Origin of the sequence: Allofournierella massiliensis, from assembly GCF_964241245.1 — a bacterium.
Lineage (GTDB): Bacteria > Bacillota > Clostridia > Oscillospirales > Ruminococcaceae > Allofournierella > Allofournierella massiliensis.
The window spans coordinates 72,974-89,107 of the sequence record NZ_CAXSWZ010000003.1 but is presented as its reverse complement, the minus strand read 5'-3'; the positions used below and the strand labels follow the sequence as shown (position 1 = coordinate 89,107).

At 60.4% G+C, this 16,134-nt stretch carries 15 protein-coding genes and 1 riboswitch; of the genes, 4 read left to right on the top strand and 11 right to left on the bottom strand.

Going from position 1 to position 16,134, the window contains the following annotated elements:
- Positions 1 to 106: 106 nt before the first annotated feature.
- The gene (locus ACESYO_RS02780; protein WP_346672724.1) at positions 107 to 1,246 is read left to right on the top strand and encodes a pyridoxal phosphate-dependent aminotransferase; all 1,140 of its coding nucleotides are present in this window, start codon (positions 107 to 109) and stop codon (positions 1,244 to 1,246) included.
- A 96-nt stretch (positions 1,247 to 1,342) separates the two neighbouring features.
- On the opposite strand, the gene ACESYO_RS02775 is transcribed toward ACESYO_RS02780, so the two are convergent.
- The 6 genes from ACESYO_RS02775 to ACESYO_RS02750 all read right to left on the bottom strand — a co-directional run bounded on the left by ACESYO_RS02775 (position 1,343) and on the right by ACESYO_RS02750 (position 8,735).
- Positions 1,343 to 2,275 (bottom strand): ABC transporter ATP-binding protein, encoded by a 933-nt coding sequence (locus ACESYO_RS02775; RefSeq protein ID WP_058963387.1) that lies wholly within the window; start codon positions 2,273 to 2,275, stop codon positions 1,343 to 1,345.
- A 2-nt stretch (positions 2,276 to 2,277) separates the two neighbouring features.
- Positions 2,278 to 3,357, bottom strand: a complete 1,080-nt coding sequence (locus ACESYO_RS02770) for an ABC transporter ATP-binding protein (protein WP_346672723.1) — start codon at positions 3,355 to 3,357, stop codon at positions 2,278 to 2,280.
- An 11-nt stretch (positions 3,358 to 3,368) separates the two neighbouring features.
- The gene (locus ACESYO_RS02765; protein WP_058963385.1) at positions 3,369 to 4,433 is read right to left on the bottom strand and encodes an ABC transporter permease; all 1,065 of its coding nucleotides are present in this window, start codon (positions 4,431 to 4,433) and stop codon (positions 3,369 to 3,371) included.
- Complete coding sequence (locus ACESYO_RS02760) at positions 4,430 to 5,428, bottom strand: ABC transporter permease (RefSeq protein WP_132587361.1); 999 nt, start codon at positions 5,426 to 5,428, stop codon at positions 4,430 to 4,432. The genes ACESYO_RS02765 and ACESYO_RS02760 overlap by 4 nt, the downstream gene beginning before the upstream one ends.
- A 197-nt stretch (positions 5,429 to 5,625) precedes the next feature.
- Positions 5,626 to 7,317: a peptide ABC transporter substrate-binding protein gene (locus ACESYO_RS02755; protein WP_283128667.1), complete on the bottom strand. Its 1,692-nt coding sequence runs from the start codon at positions 7,315 to 7,317 to the stop codon at positions 5,626 to 5,628.
- Between the two features lie 314 nt (positions 7,318 to 7,631).
- Entirely contained in the window at positions 7,632 to 8,735 is a 1,104-nt protein-coding gene (locus ACESYO_RS02750) for an amidohydrolase (RefSeq protein WP_058963383.1), read from the bottom strand.
- A gap of 137 nt (positions 8,736 to 8,872) precedes the next feature.
- Positions 8,873 to 9,043: riboswitch (Lysine riboswitch) on the top strand.
- A 101-nt stretch (positions 9,044 to 9,144) separates the two neighbouring features.
- Between ACESYO_RS02750 and dapA the strand changes: the two genes are divergently transcribed.
- The 3 genes from dapA (at position 9,145) to ACESYO_RS02735 (ending at position 11,431) form a co-directional block, all read left to right on the top strand.
- On the top strand, positions 9,145 to 10,032 hold the full coding sequence (gene dapA / locus ACESYO_RS02745) for a 4-hydroxy-tetrahydrodipicolinate synthase (protein ID WP_373209343.1): 888 nt from the start codon (positions 9,145 to 9,147) through the stop codon (positions 10,030 to 10,032).
- Between the two features lie 77 nt (positions 10,033 to 10,109).
- Positions 10,110 to 10,802, top strand: a complete 693-nt coding sequence (dapD, locus tag ACESYO_RS02740; protein WP_058963381.1) for a 2,3,4,5-tetrahydropyridine-2,6-dicarboxylate N-acetyltransferase — start codon at positions 10,110 to 10,112, stop codon at positions 10,800 to 10,802.
- A gap of 86 nt (positions 10,803 to 10,888) precedes the next feature.
- Positions 10,889 to 11,431, top strand: coding sequence for a flavodoxin family protein (locus tag ACESYO_RS02735; RefSeq protein ID WP_373209344.1), 543 nt, complete (start codon positions 10,889 to 10,891; stop codon positions 11,429 to 11,431).
- Positions 11,432 to 11,494: 63 nt separating this feature from the next.
- Here ACESYO_RS02735 and ACESYO_RS02730 read toward each other — a convergent pair whose 3' ends face one another.
- From ACESYO_RS02730 to pyrB, 5 genes are all read right to left on the bottom strand, one after another.
- The gene (locus ACESYO_RS02730) at positions 11,495 to 12,364 is read right to left on the bottom strand and encodes a DegV family protein (protein WP_058963379.1); all 870 of its coding nucleotides are present in this window, start codon (positions 12,362 to 12,364) and stop codon (positions 11,495 to 11,497) included.
- Positions 12,365 to 12,549: 185 nt separating this feature from the next.
- Positions 12,550 to 13,251 (bottom strand): TVP38/TMEM64 family protein, encoded by a 702-nt coding sequence (locus tag ACESYO_RS02725; RefSeq protein WP_058963378.1) that lies wholly within the window; start codon positions 13,249 to 13,251, stop codon positions 12,550 to 12,552.
- Positions 13,252 to 13,284: 33 nt separating this feature from the next.
- A complete protein-coding gene (locus tag ACESYO_RS02720; RefSeq protein WP_058963377.1) occupies positions 13,285 to 14,007 on the bottom strand; it encodes an RsmE family RNA methyltransferase in 723 nt (240 codons plus the stop codon).
- Position 14,008: 1 nt separating this feature from the next.
- Positions 14,009 to 14,932 (bottom strand): 50S ribosomal protein L11 methyltransferase, encoded by a 924-nt coding sequence (gene prmA, locus ACESYO_RS02715; protein ID WP_346671806.1) that lies wholly within the window; start codon positions 14,930 to 14,932, stop codon positions 14,009 to 14,011.
- A gap of 120 nt (positions 14,933 to 15,052) precedes the next feature.
- Positions 15,053 to 16,120 (bottom strand): aspartate carbamoyltransferase, encoded by a 1,068-nt coding sequence (pyrB, locus tag ACESYO_RS02710; RefSeq protein WP_082669522.1) that lies wholly within the window; start codon positions 16,118 to 16,120, stop codon positions 15,053 to 15,055.
- Positions 16,121 to 16,134 lie beyond the last annotated feature (14 nt).

The following is a 16,134-nucleotide window of genomic DNA, read 5'->3' as shown; positions in this document are numbered from 1 at the left end:
GAAATGCGGGCTCCGTTCGGGGCCTGCATTTTTTTGTGCCGCATCCGCCCTGTTGTGCTATACTGGTAACATGCAAAAGTAAACTGTCTGAAGGAGAATCCTGCCCATGCGCCTGCCCATGAATCCGGCCGTCACCGGCCTTACCCTTTCCGGCATTCGCCGGTTTACCGCTCTTGCCGCCCAGACCCCCGGCTGCGTGAAGCTGACGCTGGGCGAACCGGAGTTTGACACTCCCCTGCCCATCCGGCAGGCTGCCCAGCAGGCGCTGGAGCAGAGCGATACTCACTACCCGCCCAACAACGGCCGCCCGGAGCTGCTGGCCGCCCTTTCCGAATTCAGTAAAAAGCAGGGGCTGGACTATACGCCGGAGGAATTCGTGGTCACCTGCGGGGCCACCGAGGCGCTGTTGTGTGCCCTGTCCGGCGTGGTGGACGTGGGCGACGAGGTGCTGGTGCCCATCCCTGCCTTTGGTCTGTATGAGTCCCTGATCGGTCTGTGCCGGGGTGTATATAAGCCGGTGGACACCGAGCCCTGCGGCTTCCAGCTGAATGAGCAGGCCCTGAACGCCGCGGTGAGCGAGCGTACCAAGGCCATCATCCTGACCAGCCCCAACAACCCCACCGGCTGCGTTTATACGAAAGAGAGTCTGAACGCGGTGGCGGAGCTTGTCCGCCGCACCGGAATCTATGTGATCTGCGATGACGTGTACTGGCAGCTGAGCTACACCGATTCCTTTGCCCGCTTTGCCGCCCTTTACCCGGATCTGCGGGAGAACATCATCGTGGTGGAAAGCTTCTCCAAGCCCTATGCCATGACCGGCTGGCGGCTGGGCTGGCTGGCGGCGGATGCGCCGGTGAAGCAGCAGCTGCAGAAGGTGCACCAGTACAGCGTGGTCAGTGTAACCAGCTTTTCCCAGACTGCCTGCATCGCTGCATTGGAGAGCGATGTAAGCGCCATGCGCCGGAGCTACCGGCGGCGGCGGGATTTTGTCTATAAGCGGCTGTGCGAGATGGGCCTGCCGGTGAACAAGCCGGAGGGAGCGTTCTACATCTTCCCCTGCATAAAGCAGTTCGGCATGAGCAGCGAGGAGTTCTGCACCCGCCTGATTCAGGAAGGCGGGCTTGCGCTGGTGCCGGGCAGCTGCTTCGGCTCCGAGGGCTATGTGCGCCTTTCCTACTGCTGCGCGGATGATCAGCTGGAAGAGGGCCTTGACCGTCTGGAGGCATTTTTGAAAACGCTGGCCTGAAAACTGAATGAAAAAACGAAGGAACGGCCGGCCCCTTGCATGGGGTCGGCCGTTCCTTCGTTTGTATCAAAAGAGAGGATCGCAAAAGAATGAAAATCAGGCGCGGGCGGTCCAGCGGGCCAGCTCCTCGTCGGTGGCCAGCACATAGTGAGTACCGCCCAGATGCTGCTGTTTTCCCGCCAGATAATCCACGCCGGCAGTGCGGTAGTCGTAGCTCTTGGCCACCCGACCCCGCTCGGTGCGGGGGTCCGGCTGAGGAATGGCGCTGAGCAGGCTCTGGGTGTAGGGGTGCACCGGATTGGAGAAGATCTCCTCGGTGGTGCCGGTCTCCACCAGATGGCCCAGATGCAGCACGCCGATCCGGTCGGAAATGTATTTCACCATGGAAAGGTCATGGGCGATGAACAGATAGGCGGTGCCGGTCTCCTCCTGAAGATCCTTCATCAGGTTGACCACCTGCGCCTGAATGGAAACATCCAGCGCACTGATGCACTCGTCGGCAATGATCAGCTTGGGATCCATGATCAGAGCACGGGCAATGCCCACGCGCTGACGCTGGCCGCCGGAGAACTGGTGGGGATAACGATCCGCATGCTCGGGGGCCAGACCCACCTTTTTCAGAATCGCCGCCACCTTCTCCTGCCGCTCGGCGCGGCTGGAATACAGATGATGAATGTCCAGACCCTGGGCAATGATCTCCCCCACCTTTTTGCGGGGGTTCAGGCAGGCCATGGGATCCTGAAAGATCATCTGCATCTGGGTGCGCAGCTGCTGGTTCTGCTGGGCGTTCAGATCGCCGGAAATATCCATCCCGTTGAACAGAATCTGCCCGGCGGTGGGCTTGTACAGGCGGATCACGCTGCGGCCGATGGTGCTCTTGCCGCTGCCGCTCTCGCCCACCAGACCGTAGGTTTCGCCCGGGTAGATCACGAAGTCCACACCGTCCACCGCCTTCACGGTGAACTGGTGGCTGCCCTTGAAATACTGCTTCAGACCCTTGACTTCCAGAAGGGGTGTTCTTTCTTCCATTGTCAGATTCCCTCCTTCTTCATGCGTTCAATGCGGGCCTTCAGCTCCGGCGGCATCTCCACCTTGGGAGCCCGCTCATCCAGCAGCCAGGTGGCTGCGTAGTGGGTCTCGCTGATCTGGAACATGGGGGGATCCAGCCGTTCGTCGATGTTCAGCGCATAGGCGTTCCGGGGCGCAAAGGCGTCGCCGGGCACCGGATGCAGCAGGTTCGGAGGCGAGCCGGGAATGGTGTAAAGCCGGTCGTCCTCGGTATCCAGATCCGGCATGGCGCTGAGCAGGCCCCAGGTGTAGGGATGGCGGGGATCGTAGAAAATTTCGTCGATGGTGCCTGCCTCCACAATACGGCCCGCGTACATCACGTTTACAAAATCCGCTACCTTGGCCACAACGCCCAGGTCGTGGGTGATGTAGATGACGCTGATGCCGCGCTCGGCCTGAATGCGCTTGATCAGTTCCAGAATCTTGGCCTGAATGGTCACGTCCAGCGCGGTGGTGGGCTCGTCACAGATCAGCACATCCGGATCACAGGCCAGCGCGATGGCAATGACCACGCGCTGCCGCATGCCGCCGCTGAGCTGATGGGGATACTGACGCATCCGTTTTTCCGGCTCTTCGATGCCCACCTCGGTGAGCAGCCGAACGGCTTTTTCCCAGGCTTGCTGCTTGGGGGTCTTGTAGTGCCAGATCATGCCTTCCATGATCTGCTTGCCGATGGGCATGGTGGGATCCAGACTGGTCATGGGATCCTGAAAGATCATGGCGATCCGCTTGCCGTTGATGTGGCGGCGGATGTCACGGGTTTTCATGGTCAGAATGTCCACGGTGGCGGGGGTGCCGTCGTTGTGGCGGTAGTTGTACACGATGCTGCCGCTGTTCACCACGCTGTTGGAGGCCAGAATGCCCATGGCCGCCTTGAAGGTGACGGATTTGCCGCTGCCGCTCTCGCCCACCACCGCAAGGGTGGTGCCACGGGGCAGGTCGATGTTCACGCCGCGGATGGCGTTCACCGGACCTGCGCCGGTTTTAAAGGTGATGGACAGATCCCGAATGGACAATACGGTTTCTTTGGCATTGTTTTCCATGGTCTGTCACCTCACATTTCCTTCAGTTTGGGGTCAAAGGCTTCCCGCAGGCCGTCGGCCAGCATGTTGAAGCAGAGCATCAGCAGCGACATCACCACGATGGGAGGAACGATCTGATAGGGGTGGGTGGTGAAGCTGTTGAAGGTCTCGCTGATCAGGCTGCCCAGGCTGCACTGGGGAACGGGAATGCCCAGACCCACGAAGCTCAAAAAGGCCTCGGTAAAAATCGCGGTGGGAATGCTGAACATCAGCTGAGTGATGATCTGGCCGATGATGTTGGGCAGCACTTCCTTGAAGATGATCAGAAAGCTGCCGGCGCCCAGCGTACGGCTGGCCAGAACAAATTCCTGTTCCTTCAGTTTCAGCATCTCAGCACGGGCGATACGGCTCATGTTGATCCACTCGGTGATGACCAGCGCGATAACGATGGTGGTGAAGCCGGGCTTGACCACCAGAAGCAGCAGTGTCACGATCACCAGACGGGGAATGCCGTTGTTGATCTCCACGAACCGCTGCATGATGGTGTCCACCCAGCCGCCGAAATAGCCGCTGATCAGGCCGTAGCACATGCCGATGGTCATGTTGATTACCGCGGACACGATGGCGATGCCCAGGCTGACCCGGGTGCCTTCCCATACACGGGTAAAGATGTCGCGGCCCAGAGTGTCGCTGCCGAACCAGTAGTAGGTATCGGTCAGGCCCTTTTCCTCGTATTCGTTCACCACCCGGCTGCCGGTGGTGGTGGTAAGTACCTCGTCGCCGTTGAAAATACCCAGATTTTCAATTACCGGGATACGGGGTGCAAAGTTCTTTTCGCTCAGTGTCTGGCTGGAATAGCTTCGGCCGCTCAGGCTGGGGCCGATCACTGCCATGACCACAATGATGAGAATGAGAATCAGGGCAATTACAGCGCCCTTGTTGGAAACAAAGCGGTGCAGCACATCGTGCCAGTAGCCCTGGCTGGCGAAGTTGGTGTCCAGCTGATCTTCGTGGCTTCCCCGCAGGGTAAAGTCATCCGGCCGCAGGTCAGCGATTTCGACCCGGGAGCCGGCGGGAATGGTTTGAATCTGGTTCATGCCTTCGCCCCCTTCTTTTTACCGAACAAGACCAGCCGCCAGCGGGCAAAGAAGCCCATGTGACCGCCATCGCCGGTTACCCGGATGCGGGGATCGATCACGCCATAAAGCAGGTCCACCACCAGCATGATGCCGATGTACATGGCGCTGTAAATAAAGCTCAGAGCAATGACCACGTTGTAGTCGTTGGACTGAATGGCCGTGACCAGCAGACTGCCCACGCCGGGAATGGAGAAGATTTTTTCCACCACCAGGCTGCCGGTCATCAGATCCACGATCAGAGGAGCCAGCACGGTGATGATGGGAATCAGTGCATTGCGCAGTGCATGCCGCAGAATCAGCGGCGCCCCGTTGATGCCCTTGCTTTCCGCCAGCAGCATGTACTCGCTGCCCAGCACCTCCATCATCTCGTTGCGGGTGAAACGGGCAATGGAGGCCATGGTGAACATGCTCAGCGCAATGCTGGGCATCACGCTGGAGAGAAAGGGCGTGTTGGCGGAATACAGCATGGGCAGCCATTTCAGCCGGAAGCCCAGCGTGTAGCTTAATGCAAGTGCAAACACATAGCTGGGTACCGAAACACCCAGCACCGAAATGGCGGTGCACAGGCTGTCCAGCCAGGTGTTGTGGTTCAGCGCCGCGATCACGCCCAGAATCAGCCCCAGCACCGCGCCCAGTGCAACGGCCATGCCGCCCACCTGAATGCTGATGGGAAGCCGGGTCTGGATGAGCTGGCTGATGGGGGTATTTTTGCTGATGTTGTAGCTCACGCCGAAATCACCCTGCACCAGATTGGCCACATACCGCCCGAACTGAACCAGCACCGGCTGATCCAGACCATATTTTTCGTTCAGGACGATGCGCTGGTCATCGGTGAGCTTCTCGTCGTTGAAGGGGGAACCGGGCATGAGCTGCAGCAGGCAGAACAGCACCAGTGTAATGGCCAGCAGGGTGAATACCGAGATGAGCACTCGTTTCAGAATATAACTTTTCACAAGCGATCTCCCTCTTTTGATACAGTCTTTTGATACAGAAGCCCTGAAGAGGCAGGCGCCGCAATGCGCACTGCCGAATAGAAAAACCGCACAAGCTTCCCTTGCCTTGCAAAGCCAAGGGAAGCTGTGCGGCATAAAATTCAGGGGGTTATCGGAATTGTCCCGCCTGCGCAAAAGGCGGGTGGTTCAAAGGGCAATCAGCCCTTGGTGGCGCTCTTGAACACCCGGTTCAGAGCAACGGGGTGGAAGTCCACGCCGGTCACATTGGACTTGATCATGCAGGCGTCGGCCTTGGTGTAAACGGGCACGATAACGGCCTCGTCCATGATGATCTTTTCGGCGTCGTACAGGGCCTGCCAGCGGGCGGAAGCGTCGCTCACATACTGGCCGGTGGTGCAGTCGGCAATGATGGCGTCGTACTCGGCGTTGCTCCACTTGCCGTAGTTGTTGTTGTTATCGGTGATCCACATGTTCAGGTAGGTCATGGGATCGGCGTAGTCGGGGCCCCAGCGGGTCAGGCAGACTTCGTAGTTGCCTTCCTGAATGTCCTCGACGCGCTGCTTCTTGGGCTCAACCTTGATTTCCATGGTCACGCCGGGCAGGTTGGTCTCCACCTGCTCCTTGATAACGGCGGCCACGTTCTGGGACTCGGTGGTGTCCTCCACCAGCAGCTGGAAGGTGAAGGTATCCTGGCCCAGCTCCTCCTTGGCGGCCTCGAAGTACTCGGCAGCCTTGGCGGGATCGTCGCTGCATACATCCTGGAACATGGTCTGATCTTCCGAGAAGTCGCTGCCGTCCGGGCCGGTGGCGAACTGCGGGGGAACAGCGGTGTAGGTGGCCAGAGAGCCATCCTTCACAACGTCCTCAACAATGGAGGTACGGTCGATGGCGTGGGTCAGAGCCAGACGCAGGTTCTGGTTGGCCAGAGCGGGCACGCCGTCCATGTTCAGGGTCAGGTACCACAGGTAGCCGGCGCCGTGAACACTCAGTTCAGGATCGCCCTGAACCTGATCCACCTGGTCACCGCTCAGCTTGACGATGTCCAGATCGCCGTTCTGGTAGCTCATGAAGGCCTGCTGGCTGTCCTTGATGACCTGATAGTTCAGGCCGTCCAGAGAGACCTTGTCGGCATCATAGTAGTCGGGGTTCTTCACCAGGCTGAAGGACAGAGCCGCGGGCTCGTAGCTGTCCAGAATGAAGGCGCCGTTGCTCAGCACGGTGTCCGGGCTGGTGCCGAAGGTCCCTTCGGCCAGACCTTCATAGAAGGCCTGGTTGACCGGGTAGAAGGTGGGGAAATACATCAGATTCAGGAAGTAGGGAACGGGAACGGTCAGCTCCACCTGCAGGGTCTTATCGTCCACTGCGGTGACACCCAGCTCGCTCTTGTCCATCTCGCCGGCGATGATCTCGGCGGCGTTCTTGATCTGGCCGATGTCGCTCATCATGTAGCTGTATTCGGAGGCGGTGGCAGGATCAGCCGCACGCTGCCAGGCGAATACGAAGTCGTTGGCGGTCACGGGATCACCGTTGGACCAGTTGGCATCCTCCCGAAGATGGAAGGTGTAAGTGCAGCCGTCCTCGCTCACCTCGTAGCTTTCGGCAATGGCGGGAACGGGCTGACCGTCCGCATCCATCTGCATCAGGCCGTCGGTAAAGTCGGCAATTACCTCGAAGCTGGTGCCGTCGGTGGCCAGCTGGGGATCCAGCGAGGCAACCTCGACCTCGGTCATTACGTTCAGCACGTTGCTGCCGGTGGCAGCTGCGGCGCCGGAAGAGGACGCCGCGGTGGAAGTGCCGCTGGTGGCTGCGTTGCCGCCGCCGCAGGCGACCATGCTCAGCGCCAGCGCGCCGGCCAGAGCGGCGGCGCCCATGCGTTTCCAAAGTTTCATGTGTGTGTGCTCCTCTCTTTTTGGATTGGATCTTCGCAAACCCCTTGAAACGAAAAAAGATCAGCTGGCCTGGCGGGAATCCGCTGCCGGGCCCTGACCTTTCTGTCGTTGTTTAGCATTATACCGCGTCAAAGTGATAAGGTCAAACAGTGAGAAAGCATTTTGTGACAATGCACAGGAAAGAAAGTGAATAAAGTGTGAAATGCAGCGATTTGTCAGAGATTTGTCCTTGGTAGAAAAACAAAAAATCCCACAAAACCGCTTGCATTAAGAAAAACAAGCGGTTTTGTGGGAAATGCGAAAAAGAAGTGTCCTCAGTTCAGGAACAGAAGCAGTTCATCTGCCGCAAGGCCGGCGGCCAGAACGCTCTCGTCGAAGTCGAAGGTGTCGGCGTGCAGGGGGATGCCGGTGCCGGTGCCCAGCAGCAGGAACAGGCCGGGCAGCCGCTGCTGATAGAAGGAAAAATCCTCCGAAATCATCAGTGGGTTTTCCAGAACCTGAAGCTGCGGCAGTGCGGCGCGGGCGGTTTCAAAGAGAGTCGGGTCATTGCGCACCGGCGGATACCCGGCAGAAAAGGCGATTTCGAACCGGCAGCCGGTTTTACGCTCGATGGCGCCGGCCAGATCCCGCAGCATGGCTTCGGTGGCAGTGAACATCTCGTCGGAATAGACCCGCAGGGTGCCCAGCAGCAGGCTGGAATCGCTGATGGCGTTGCGGGCCTGACCGCTGGTCAGCTTGCCGAACTTCAGAAGGCGGGGTTCCTCCGGCCGACCCAGCAGCTCGATCAGCCGGTAGCTTTCGTACAAAAACGCCGAGGCGGCAAACAGGGCGTCCCTGCCCTCGTGGGGCTTGGCCACATGGCTGCTCTTGCCGGTTACCGTCACGGTTACCTCGCTGGAGCGGGCCAGCAGCGGGCCGGGGCGGCTGGCAATGGTGCCGGCGGGCAGATCCGGCCACAGGTGCCAGCCGAAAATCCGGTCGCAGCGGTATTTCTCGAATACCCCGCTTTCGCACACCAGCTTTGCGCCGCCGGTGGTCTCCTCGGCGGGCTGGAACACCAGCAGCACATTCCGGGGCAGCTTGTCCAGCATCTGGCTCACCCGGCCTGCCAGCGCCAGAACCATGGCCATGTGGCCGTCGTGGCCGCAGGCGTGCATCTTTCCTTCATGACGGGAGACATAGTCGCAGCTGCTGCGCTCGGCAATGGGCAGTGCGTCCATATCTGCCCGGAAAGCGGCGGTATGCGGTTTGCCCGCATCGAAATAGGCGCACAGGGTGCTTTTGCAGGGCGAAAACAGGGTGCAGGGATACTGCTCCAGCACCCGGCGCACATAGGCCAGGGTCTCGGGCAGGTCGAAGTCGGTTTCCGGGATCCTGTGCAGATCCCGCCGGTATTGGGTCAGCAGCTGCTGTGTCATAAAATTCTCTCCCCCTCTTTGTGGTTGCGTTTTGCTCCTATTATAAGCCAGCCGACGCGGATGCACAAGCGCGCCGGGATGCGGGAAAAGAAGGAAAAATCCGTTGACTTCACTGCAATAGAGTGCTATGATGCAGATATATGGATAGAGGCGCGGGCGCGATGAACCCCACAGGAGCCGGCAGGCACAGAGCGTGGGGCGGGGCAAGCCCGCCGAATCGGCACAGCCGGGCACGGCGGCGCCGATGGGGCCCCGGGAAAGACCCGCGGCACTGTCCGCGGAAGGACCGCGGGGGCGCTATCTTACCCGTAAGCGGTGGTGTTTTTTCCACGCGCCGGTAAGGCCGCAGCGCCCTTCCGGCGCGTTTTTTGTTGCCTGACAATCTGAAACAAAGAGAGGAGCAGCCGTTATGACCGCAAAGAATCTGAAGGGCTCCATCGTGGCCCTGATCACCCCCTTCCACGAGGATGGAAGCGTTAATTTTGAAAAACTGGCCCAGCTGGTGGATTTCCACCTGGAAAACGGCACCGATGGTCTGCTGATTCTGGGCACCACCGGCGAGAGCTCGGCCATGAGCCACGAGGAGGACGACGCGGTCTGCGAATTCGTGGTCAAGCGGGTGGCCGGCCGGGTACCGGTGATTGCCGGCAGCGGTTCCAACTGCACCCAGACCATGCTGGAAAAGAGCCTGAGCTTTGAAAAGCTGGGGGCGGACGACCTGCTGCTCATCACCCCCTATTACAACAAGACCAACGAAGAGGGTATGTACAACCACTTCAAGACGGTGGCAGACGCGGTGCATATCCCCTGCATCCTGTACAACGTGCCCGGCCGTACCGGCTGCGGTATCTCCGAGGATGTGGTGCGCCGGCTGTCGGTACATCCGAACATCATGGGCATCAAGGAGGCTTCCGGCAACCTGAGCTATACCGCAAAGATCGCCCGTTATGTGAACGAGGACTTTGCCCTGTATTCCGGCAACGACGACATGGTTCTGCCCATTCTGTCTCTGGGTGGCAGCGGCGTGATTTCGGTGCTGGCCAACATTCTGCCCCGCCAGACCCACGATATGGTCATGGATTATCTGAACGGCGACCGCCAGAAGGCGCTGGAAGCCCAGCTGGGTCTGCTGGACGTGATCAACGGCCTGTTCCTGGAGGTTAACCCCATCCCCGTGAAGGAGGCCATGAACCAGATGGGCATGGAAGTGGGCGGCTACCGCCAGCCTCTGGGCCCCATGGGCGAGGCTGCCAGGGCCAAGCTGACCGCCGCGCTGAAGGCTGCCGGTCTGGTGTAAGACCGGGGTTTGAAAAATGGTCGCGGATATGGCATAATAGAACGGCCAAAACAAAGCAATAAGGTGGGAAAAGAAACGTGAACGCAGAACAGATCATTCAGTACATCGCAAACGCAGAGAAAAAGACCCCGGTGAAGATCACCATTCAGGAAAAGGAGCCTCTGGATTACGGTTCCGCAAAGGTGTTCGGCACCGGCGCCAAGATCGTGTTTGGCGACTGGAAGGAGCTTGGCCCCATTCTGGAGGCCAATGCCGATAAGATCGAGGATATGGTGGTGGAGAACGACTGCCGCAACTCGGCCATTCCCCTGCTGGACATGAAGGGCATCAACGCCCGCATCGAGCCGGGCGCCATCATCCGCGAGCAGGTGGAGATCGGCGACGCGGCGGTGATCATGATGGGCGCCATCATCAACATCGGCGCGGTCATCGGTGACGGCACCATGATCGACATGGGCGCTGTGCTGGGCGGCCGTGCCACCGTGGGCAAGCATTGCCATGTGGGCGCTGGCGCGGTGCTGGCCGGTGTGATCGAGCCCGCCAGCGCAAAGCCCGTCATTCTGGAGGACGACGTTCTGGTGGGCGCCAATGCGGTGGTCATCGAGGGCGTGCATGTGGGCGAAGGCGCGGTTATCGCCGCCGGCAGCGTGGTCATCGAGGACGTACCCGCGGGCGCGGTGGTGGCCGGTGTTCCCGCCCGGGTCATCAAGCAGAAGGACGAAAAAACCACCCAGAAAACCGCTTTGCAGGACGCACTGCGCACCCTGTAAGCCAAAGGCCCGGCGTTGCCGGGCCTTTTTTATAAGATTAACAAAATGTATAATGAGGCGTGTCTTATACAGATAAGGAGGTCGTCATGAATAAGAAAGTGTTGGTGATCAGCGCCAGCCTGCGGCCGGGCAGCAATTCCCATGCACTGGCGGAGCAGTTTGCGGAAGGCGCGCGGGAGGCGGGCCATGAGGTGGAGCTGGTCAGCCTGCGGGGCAGGGAGATTCAGTTCTGCCGGGGCTGCACCGCCTGCCAGAAAACCGGCAGCTGCGTGATTCGGGACGATGTGGCCCCGCTGCTGGAAAAGCTGCGCGCCGCGCAGGTGGTGGCGTTTGCCACGCCCATCTATTATTATGAGCTGTGCGGTCAGCTGAAAACCTTTCTGGACCGCACCGAGCCGCTGTACGGCCGGGAAAATGCCTTCCGTCAGGTGTATCTGCTGAGCGCTGCCGCCGAGACCGAGGACTTTGTTCCCAAGCGGGCGGAGAGCGGCATTCAGGGCTGGATCGACTGTTATGAAAATCTGGAGCTGGCGGGCACCGTGTTTGCGGGCGGTGTGCAGGGGCCGGGCGAGATGGCCGGCCATCCGGCGCTGGAACAGGCCCGGGCCATGGGCGCGGCCATCCGGTAAAGAGAAAACAGGCGGGCGGGATCGAAAGATCCCGCCCGCCTGCTTATTTGATGAGAAATGAGCTTACCGTTTCTCTGCCCGGAAGAACAGAGCAACGGTGCCGGGGCCGGAATGGGCGCCGATCACCGGGCCAATGGTGGAGATGCACACCCGCTTGACGCCCAGCGCGGCGATCTTGTCGGCCACATACTGGCAGTCCTCGAGGCAGTCGCCGTGGCTCACAAAGACCACCTGCTCGCTGCGGTCGTAGGTGCTGGCGGCGAAGTGCTTCACCAGCGCGTCCAGGCTGGCGCGGCGGCCGCGCACCTTTTCCATGGGGATCAGCTTGCCTTCCTCGTCCACATGAAGCACCGGCTTGATGCCCAGCAGAGTGCCTGCCACTGCGGCAGCGCCGCTCACACGGCCGCCCCGCTTCAGGAACATCAGATCATCCACCGTGAACCAGGCGCAGATGGACTGGCGGTTTTCCACAAACCAGTCCGCCACTTCCCGCAGGCTCTTGCCTTCGTTCTTCAGGCAGGCGGCATAATACACCGCCAGGCCCTCGCCCATGCTGGCCTGCAGGGTGTCGATCACCTCGATGGTGCGTTCCGGGAACTGTTCCCGCAGATCCTCAGCGGCCAGCCGGGCCGAGTTGAAGGTGCCGGAAAGCCCGCTGGAAAAGGCCAGATACAAAATGTCTTTCCCCTGCTCCAGAACGGGGGTAAAGGTATCCAGAAAATCTGCCTGGTTAATCTGGCTTGTGGTGCTCACCTCGCCGGCCCGCAGCCGGTCGTAGAATTCTTTGGGGGAAAGCTCCCGGTTATCCGGATAATTGCGGTAATTTTTGCCGCCCAGCGTAAAGACCAGGGGCATCACTTCCACCTGCATCTCCTGCACCAGTTCCACCGGCAGATCGGTGGTGGAATCGGTGAACAACACATATTCTGCCATGAAAAACCACTCCATTTCCTGTTTGCGGGTATCTGCCCGCTGGTGACTTGCCCCGCCAAACGATGCAGAGGCAATCCGTCACTGTTAAAAAAATTGTAGCATACAGAAACGGAAATTTCCAGACCGAACACAAAACACGCCCTTCCCGGGAGGATGCCCCGGGAAGGGCGTGGATGCAATTGACGTCAGGATTCCCGGCGATGATGCAGCCGGTCCAGAATGCGCTGTTCACCATACAGGCAGGCCAGCCCAAGAGCGCCCATGACCACAAAGATCACGATGGGCACCAGCAGGCCGCCGTCCGCCAGGCTGCTGCCGGCAATGGTGCTGGTGACCACGCTGGGAATGCGGGCCAGCGTGCAGATGAAGAAGAATTCCCCCGGTTTCACCGGCAGAAACGGGCCGATATAGGTGAGCATATCCTTGGGGGTGCCGGGCAGGAAAAACAGCAGATACAGCGCCCGCCGCGCCCGCTGCTCATCCTGCAGAAAGCGATATTTGTGAAAGGCCTGGGCGGGAACGGCCTTTGCCCCAAGCAGCTTCATGGCGGCATAAATGAACATGCTGCCCAGCAGAATGCCCGCAAGGCAGATGAGCAAACCGCCCACCGGACCGAACAGAGCGCCGGCCATCAGCTCCACCGGCTCGCCGGGCAGAACGGCCACCACCACCTGCAGAATCTGCAGGGCAAGAAAGACCAGAATGCCCCAGATTCCCTTGCTCTGCACCCAGCCGATGAACTGGTCCCGGGCGGCCTGGCTGGTGAGGATGGCCCACAGCTCCTGGCGGAACGCAAGCACAGCCGCACCGCCCGCCACACAGACCAGCAACAGAGCCGCGGCAGCGGCCCAGCGGCGGGCGCGGGGGGATACAGAGGGGTGATTCATAAGGCACTGGTCTCCTTTCGCAAAGGGTACGGATTATTCCAGATCGCCGGTCAGAGTCATCACCGCAGCCAGTGCGGCAATGGGCGCGGTTTCACAGCGCAGAATGCGGGGTCCAAGGCCCACGGGGGTGGCGCCCGCAGCGATGAGCGCCTGGGCTTCCTCCTCCGAGAAGCCGCCTTCCGCCCCGGTGATCAGGGCGATGCGGCCGCCTTCGGCGGGGACACACTGACGCAGGGGCCGCCCGCCCTTTTCGTAGAAGAAAAGGATCGCGTCGAATTCCGAAAAGCGCCCGGGCAGCTGGCTGATGTTCAGCGGCAGCTCCACTTCGGGTAAAATACCCCGGCCGCACTGCTTGGCGGCCTCGGCGGCAATGCGGGCATAGCGCTGGTTTTTCTGGTCCTCCTTTTTGGGGGTGACCACGCAGAACCGGCTGAAGAAGGGTACAATGCGCTCGGCGCCCAGCTCCACCGATTTTTGCAGAATCAGCTCCAGCTTATCCTGCTTGGGGTAGCCCGCAAATACGGTCACCTTTGCCTTTGGCTCGGCGGTGCAGGGCCGTTTGTTCGCAACGGAAAACTGCACCTGATCCGGCTCGATGGCGGTGATTACACCGTCATAGTCAAAGCCTGACCCGTCGCACAGGATCACCTGCTCGCCGATTCTGGCCCGCATCACCTTGCCCAGATGATGGGCGTCCGCGCCGGTGAGGAGGGCGGTGTCGCCGGAGATCTCGCTGGTAAAATAGCGGTGCGGCATCTTACGCTTCTCCCCCGTTTTTGCACAGGATGGCAACCCATCCGTTCTGCTCGCGCACCTCCACCACGTTCAGGCCGGCGGCGCGCAGGCCCTCCACCACCTCGTCCCGGCGGGTATCGATGACGCCGCTGGCGATGAAGGTGGCGCCGGGAGCCATCAGGGCGGGCACATGGGGCGCAAGGCTCAGAATGGCGTTTGCCACGATGTTGGCGGTGATGATGTTGTAGGTGCCGGTGGCCTTGTCGGACAGATCGCCGATCAGCACCTTCAGCTTGTCGTCCACCCCGTTCAGGGAGGCGTTCTCACCGGCGGTGCGCACGCACATGGGGTCGATGTCCACGCCCTCGGCGCTGGCCGCGCCCAGCTTCAGGGCGGCAATGGCCAGAATGCCGCTGCCGGTGCCGATGTCCAGCATCCGCTCGCCGCCCTTCACCAGACTGTCCAGAACCTCCAGGCACAGAGCAGTGGTCTCATGGGTGCCGGTGCCGAAGGCCATGCCCGGATCCAGTTTGATGACGACCCGGTCGGTGTCGAACTCCTCCCAGCTGGGCACGATGGCCAGGCGGTTGCCGATGGTCAGGGCATGGTAATAGGCCTTCCAGCCGTTTTCCCAGTCGTCCTGCTCCACGCCTTCGGCGGCCAGGGTGTAGTCCACCTCGGCGGCGGCCAGGCGGCTGCGCACCAGCTCCACCACCTCGGCGGGGTTTTCGTCCGGAGCCAGATACAGATGCACGATCACTTTGGTGCGATCCTTATCCAGCAGATCCTGCTCGATCAGGTCCACATGGGCGATCTGCTCCACCTGGGTCTCCAGGTCGGAATAATCCTCGATGTAGATGCCGCCGCCGGAGATGCCGGTGGCGATGGCCTCGGCGGTGTCCGCCTGAGCCTTGGGTACGGTGATGCGGATGTCGGTCCACTGCATAGCTCAAAACCTCGGTTTCTTAATAGTATTCTATATTATAGCATTTTTTATGGCCGGTTCGTGAACAGCCGGTAAAAAAATACGCCTGCCCGGCCAACGCCGGGCAGGCGCGAAGGCGCGTCAGCCCTGATACTCGTGCTCACAGTACACGCAGCGGCACACACCCTTTTCGTTGCGGGTGTACAGCCGGGGCAGCGAATCCTCCATCTGCGTGATGCAGTGGGGGTTCTGGCAGTTGCCCAGCACTTCGGTGTTTTCCGGGATGACCCGGTTATCGGTTTTGCTTTCCAGCATGGTCAGAATCAGCGCCATGCGCACAAAGCGGCCGAAGTTGGCCTGCTTGAAGTAAGCTGCACGGGGGTCGTCGTCCACCTCGGTGGCAATCTCGTTTACGCGGGGCAGCGGATGCATCACGATCATATCGGGCTTTGCCAGCTTCATCTTGGCGGCGTCCAGAATGTAGCGATCCCGCAGGCGCAGGTATTCCTCCTGATCGGCAAAGCGTTCGCCCTGTACGCGGGTCATGTAAAGAATGTCCATTTCACCGATGGCGTCTTCCAGATTCTCCACTTCACGGAAGGGATATCCGGCGGCGATCATCTCTTCCCGCACATAGTCGGGGATCATCAGTTCCCTGGGGCTGACCAGAACGAACCGGATGCCCTCGTAGCGCATCATGGCACGGATCAGGCTGTGCACCGTGCGGCCGAATTTCAGATCGCCGCACAGGCCGATGGTCAGATTGTTCAGCCGGCCCTTCAGCCGATGGATGGTGAGCAGGTCGGTGAGGGTCTGGGTGGGGTGCTGATGGCCGCCGTCGCCCGCATTGATCAGCGGGCATTCAATCTTGGCGGCTGCGGCGGTAGCGGCGCCCTCGCGGGGGTGGCGCATGGCAATGATGTCCGCATAGCACTGCACCATGCGTGCGGTGTCGGCAACCGTTTCACCCTTGGCCGCGCTGGAGGCATTGGCCGAAGAAAAACCCAACACCTTACCCCCTAACCGGAGCATGGCGGATTCGAAGCTCAGGCGGGTACGGGTGCTGGGTTCAAAAAACAGGGTGGCGAGGATTTTGCCGTCACATTTGTGGGCATAGGCAGCAGGATCATCGATGATACGGTCGGCCAGAGCGAGCAGCTGGTCGATTTCGGTAGTGGAAAGATCCAGTGGGCTGATCAGTTTTTTCACAAGGTGGTCCCCCT

Coding starts and splice junctions, on each gene's coding strand:
- ACESYO_RS02755 (WP_283128667.1), bottom strand. CDS start 7,317: ATGAAACTTTGGAAACGCATGGGCGCCGCCGCTCTGGCCGGCGCGCTG.
- ACESYO_RS02725 (WP_058963378.1), bottom strand. CDS start 13,251: ATGAATCACCCCTCTGTATCCCCCCGCGCCCGCCGCTGGGCCGCTGCC.
- ACESYO_RS02730 (WP_058963379.1), bottom strand. CDS start 12,364: ATGGCAGAATATGTGTTGTTCACCGATTCCACCACCGATCTGCCGGTG.
- ACESYO_RS02775 (WP_058963387.1), bottom strand. CDS start 2,275: ATGGAAGAAAGAACACCCCTTCTGGAAGTCAAGGGTCTGAAGCAGTAT.
- ACESYO_RS02765 (WP_058963385.1), bottom strand. CDS start 4,433: ATGAACCAGATTCAAACCATTCCCGCCGGCTCCCGGGTCGAAATCGCT.
- ACESYO_RS02780 (WP_346672724.1), top strand. CDS start 107: ATGCGCCTGCCCATGAATCCGGCCGTCACCGGCCTTACCCTTTCCGGC.
- ACESYO_RS02735 (WP_373209344.1), top strand. CDS start 10,889: ATGAATAAGAAAGTGTTGGTGATCAGCGCCAGCCTGCGGCCGGGCAGC.
- dapA (WP_373209343.1), top strand. CDS start 9,145: ATGACCGCAAAGAATCTGAAGGGCTCCATCGTGGCCCTGATCACCCCC.
- ACESYO_RS02750 (WP_058963383.1), bottom strand. CDS start 8,735: ATGACACAGCAGCTGCTGACCCAATACCGGCGGGATCTGCACAGGATC.
- ACESYO_RS02770 (WP_346672723.1), bottom strand. CDS start 3,357: ATGGAAAACAATGCCAAAGAAACCGTATTGTCCATTCGGGATCTGTCC.
- ACESYO_RS02720 (WP_058963377.1), bottom strand. CDS start 14,007: ATGCCGCACCGCTATTTTACCAGCGAGATCTCCGGCGACACCGCCCTC.
- prmA (WP_346671806.1), bottom strand. CDS start 14,932: ATGCAGTGGACCGACATCCGCATCACCGTACCCAAGGCTCAGGCGGAC.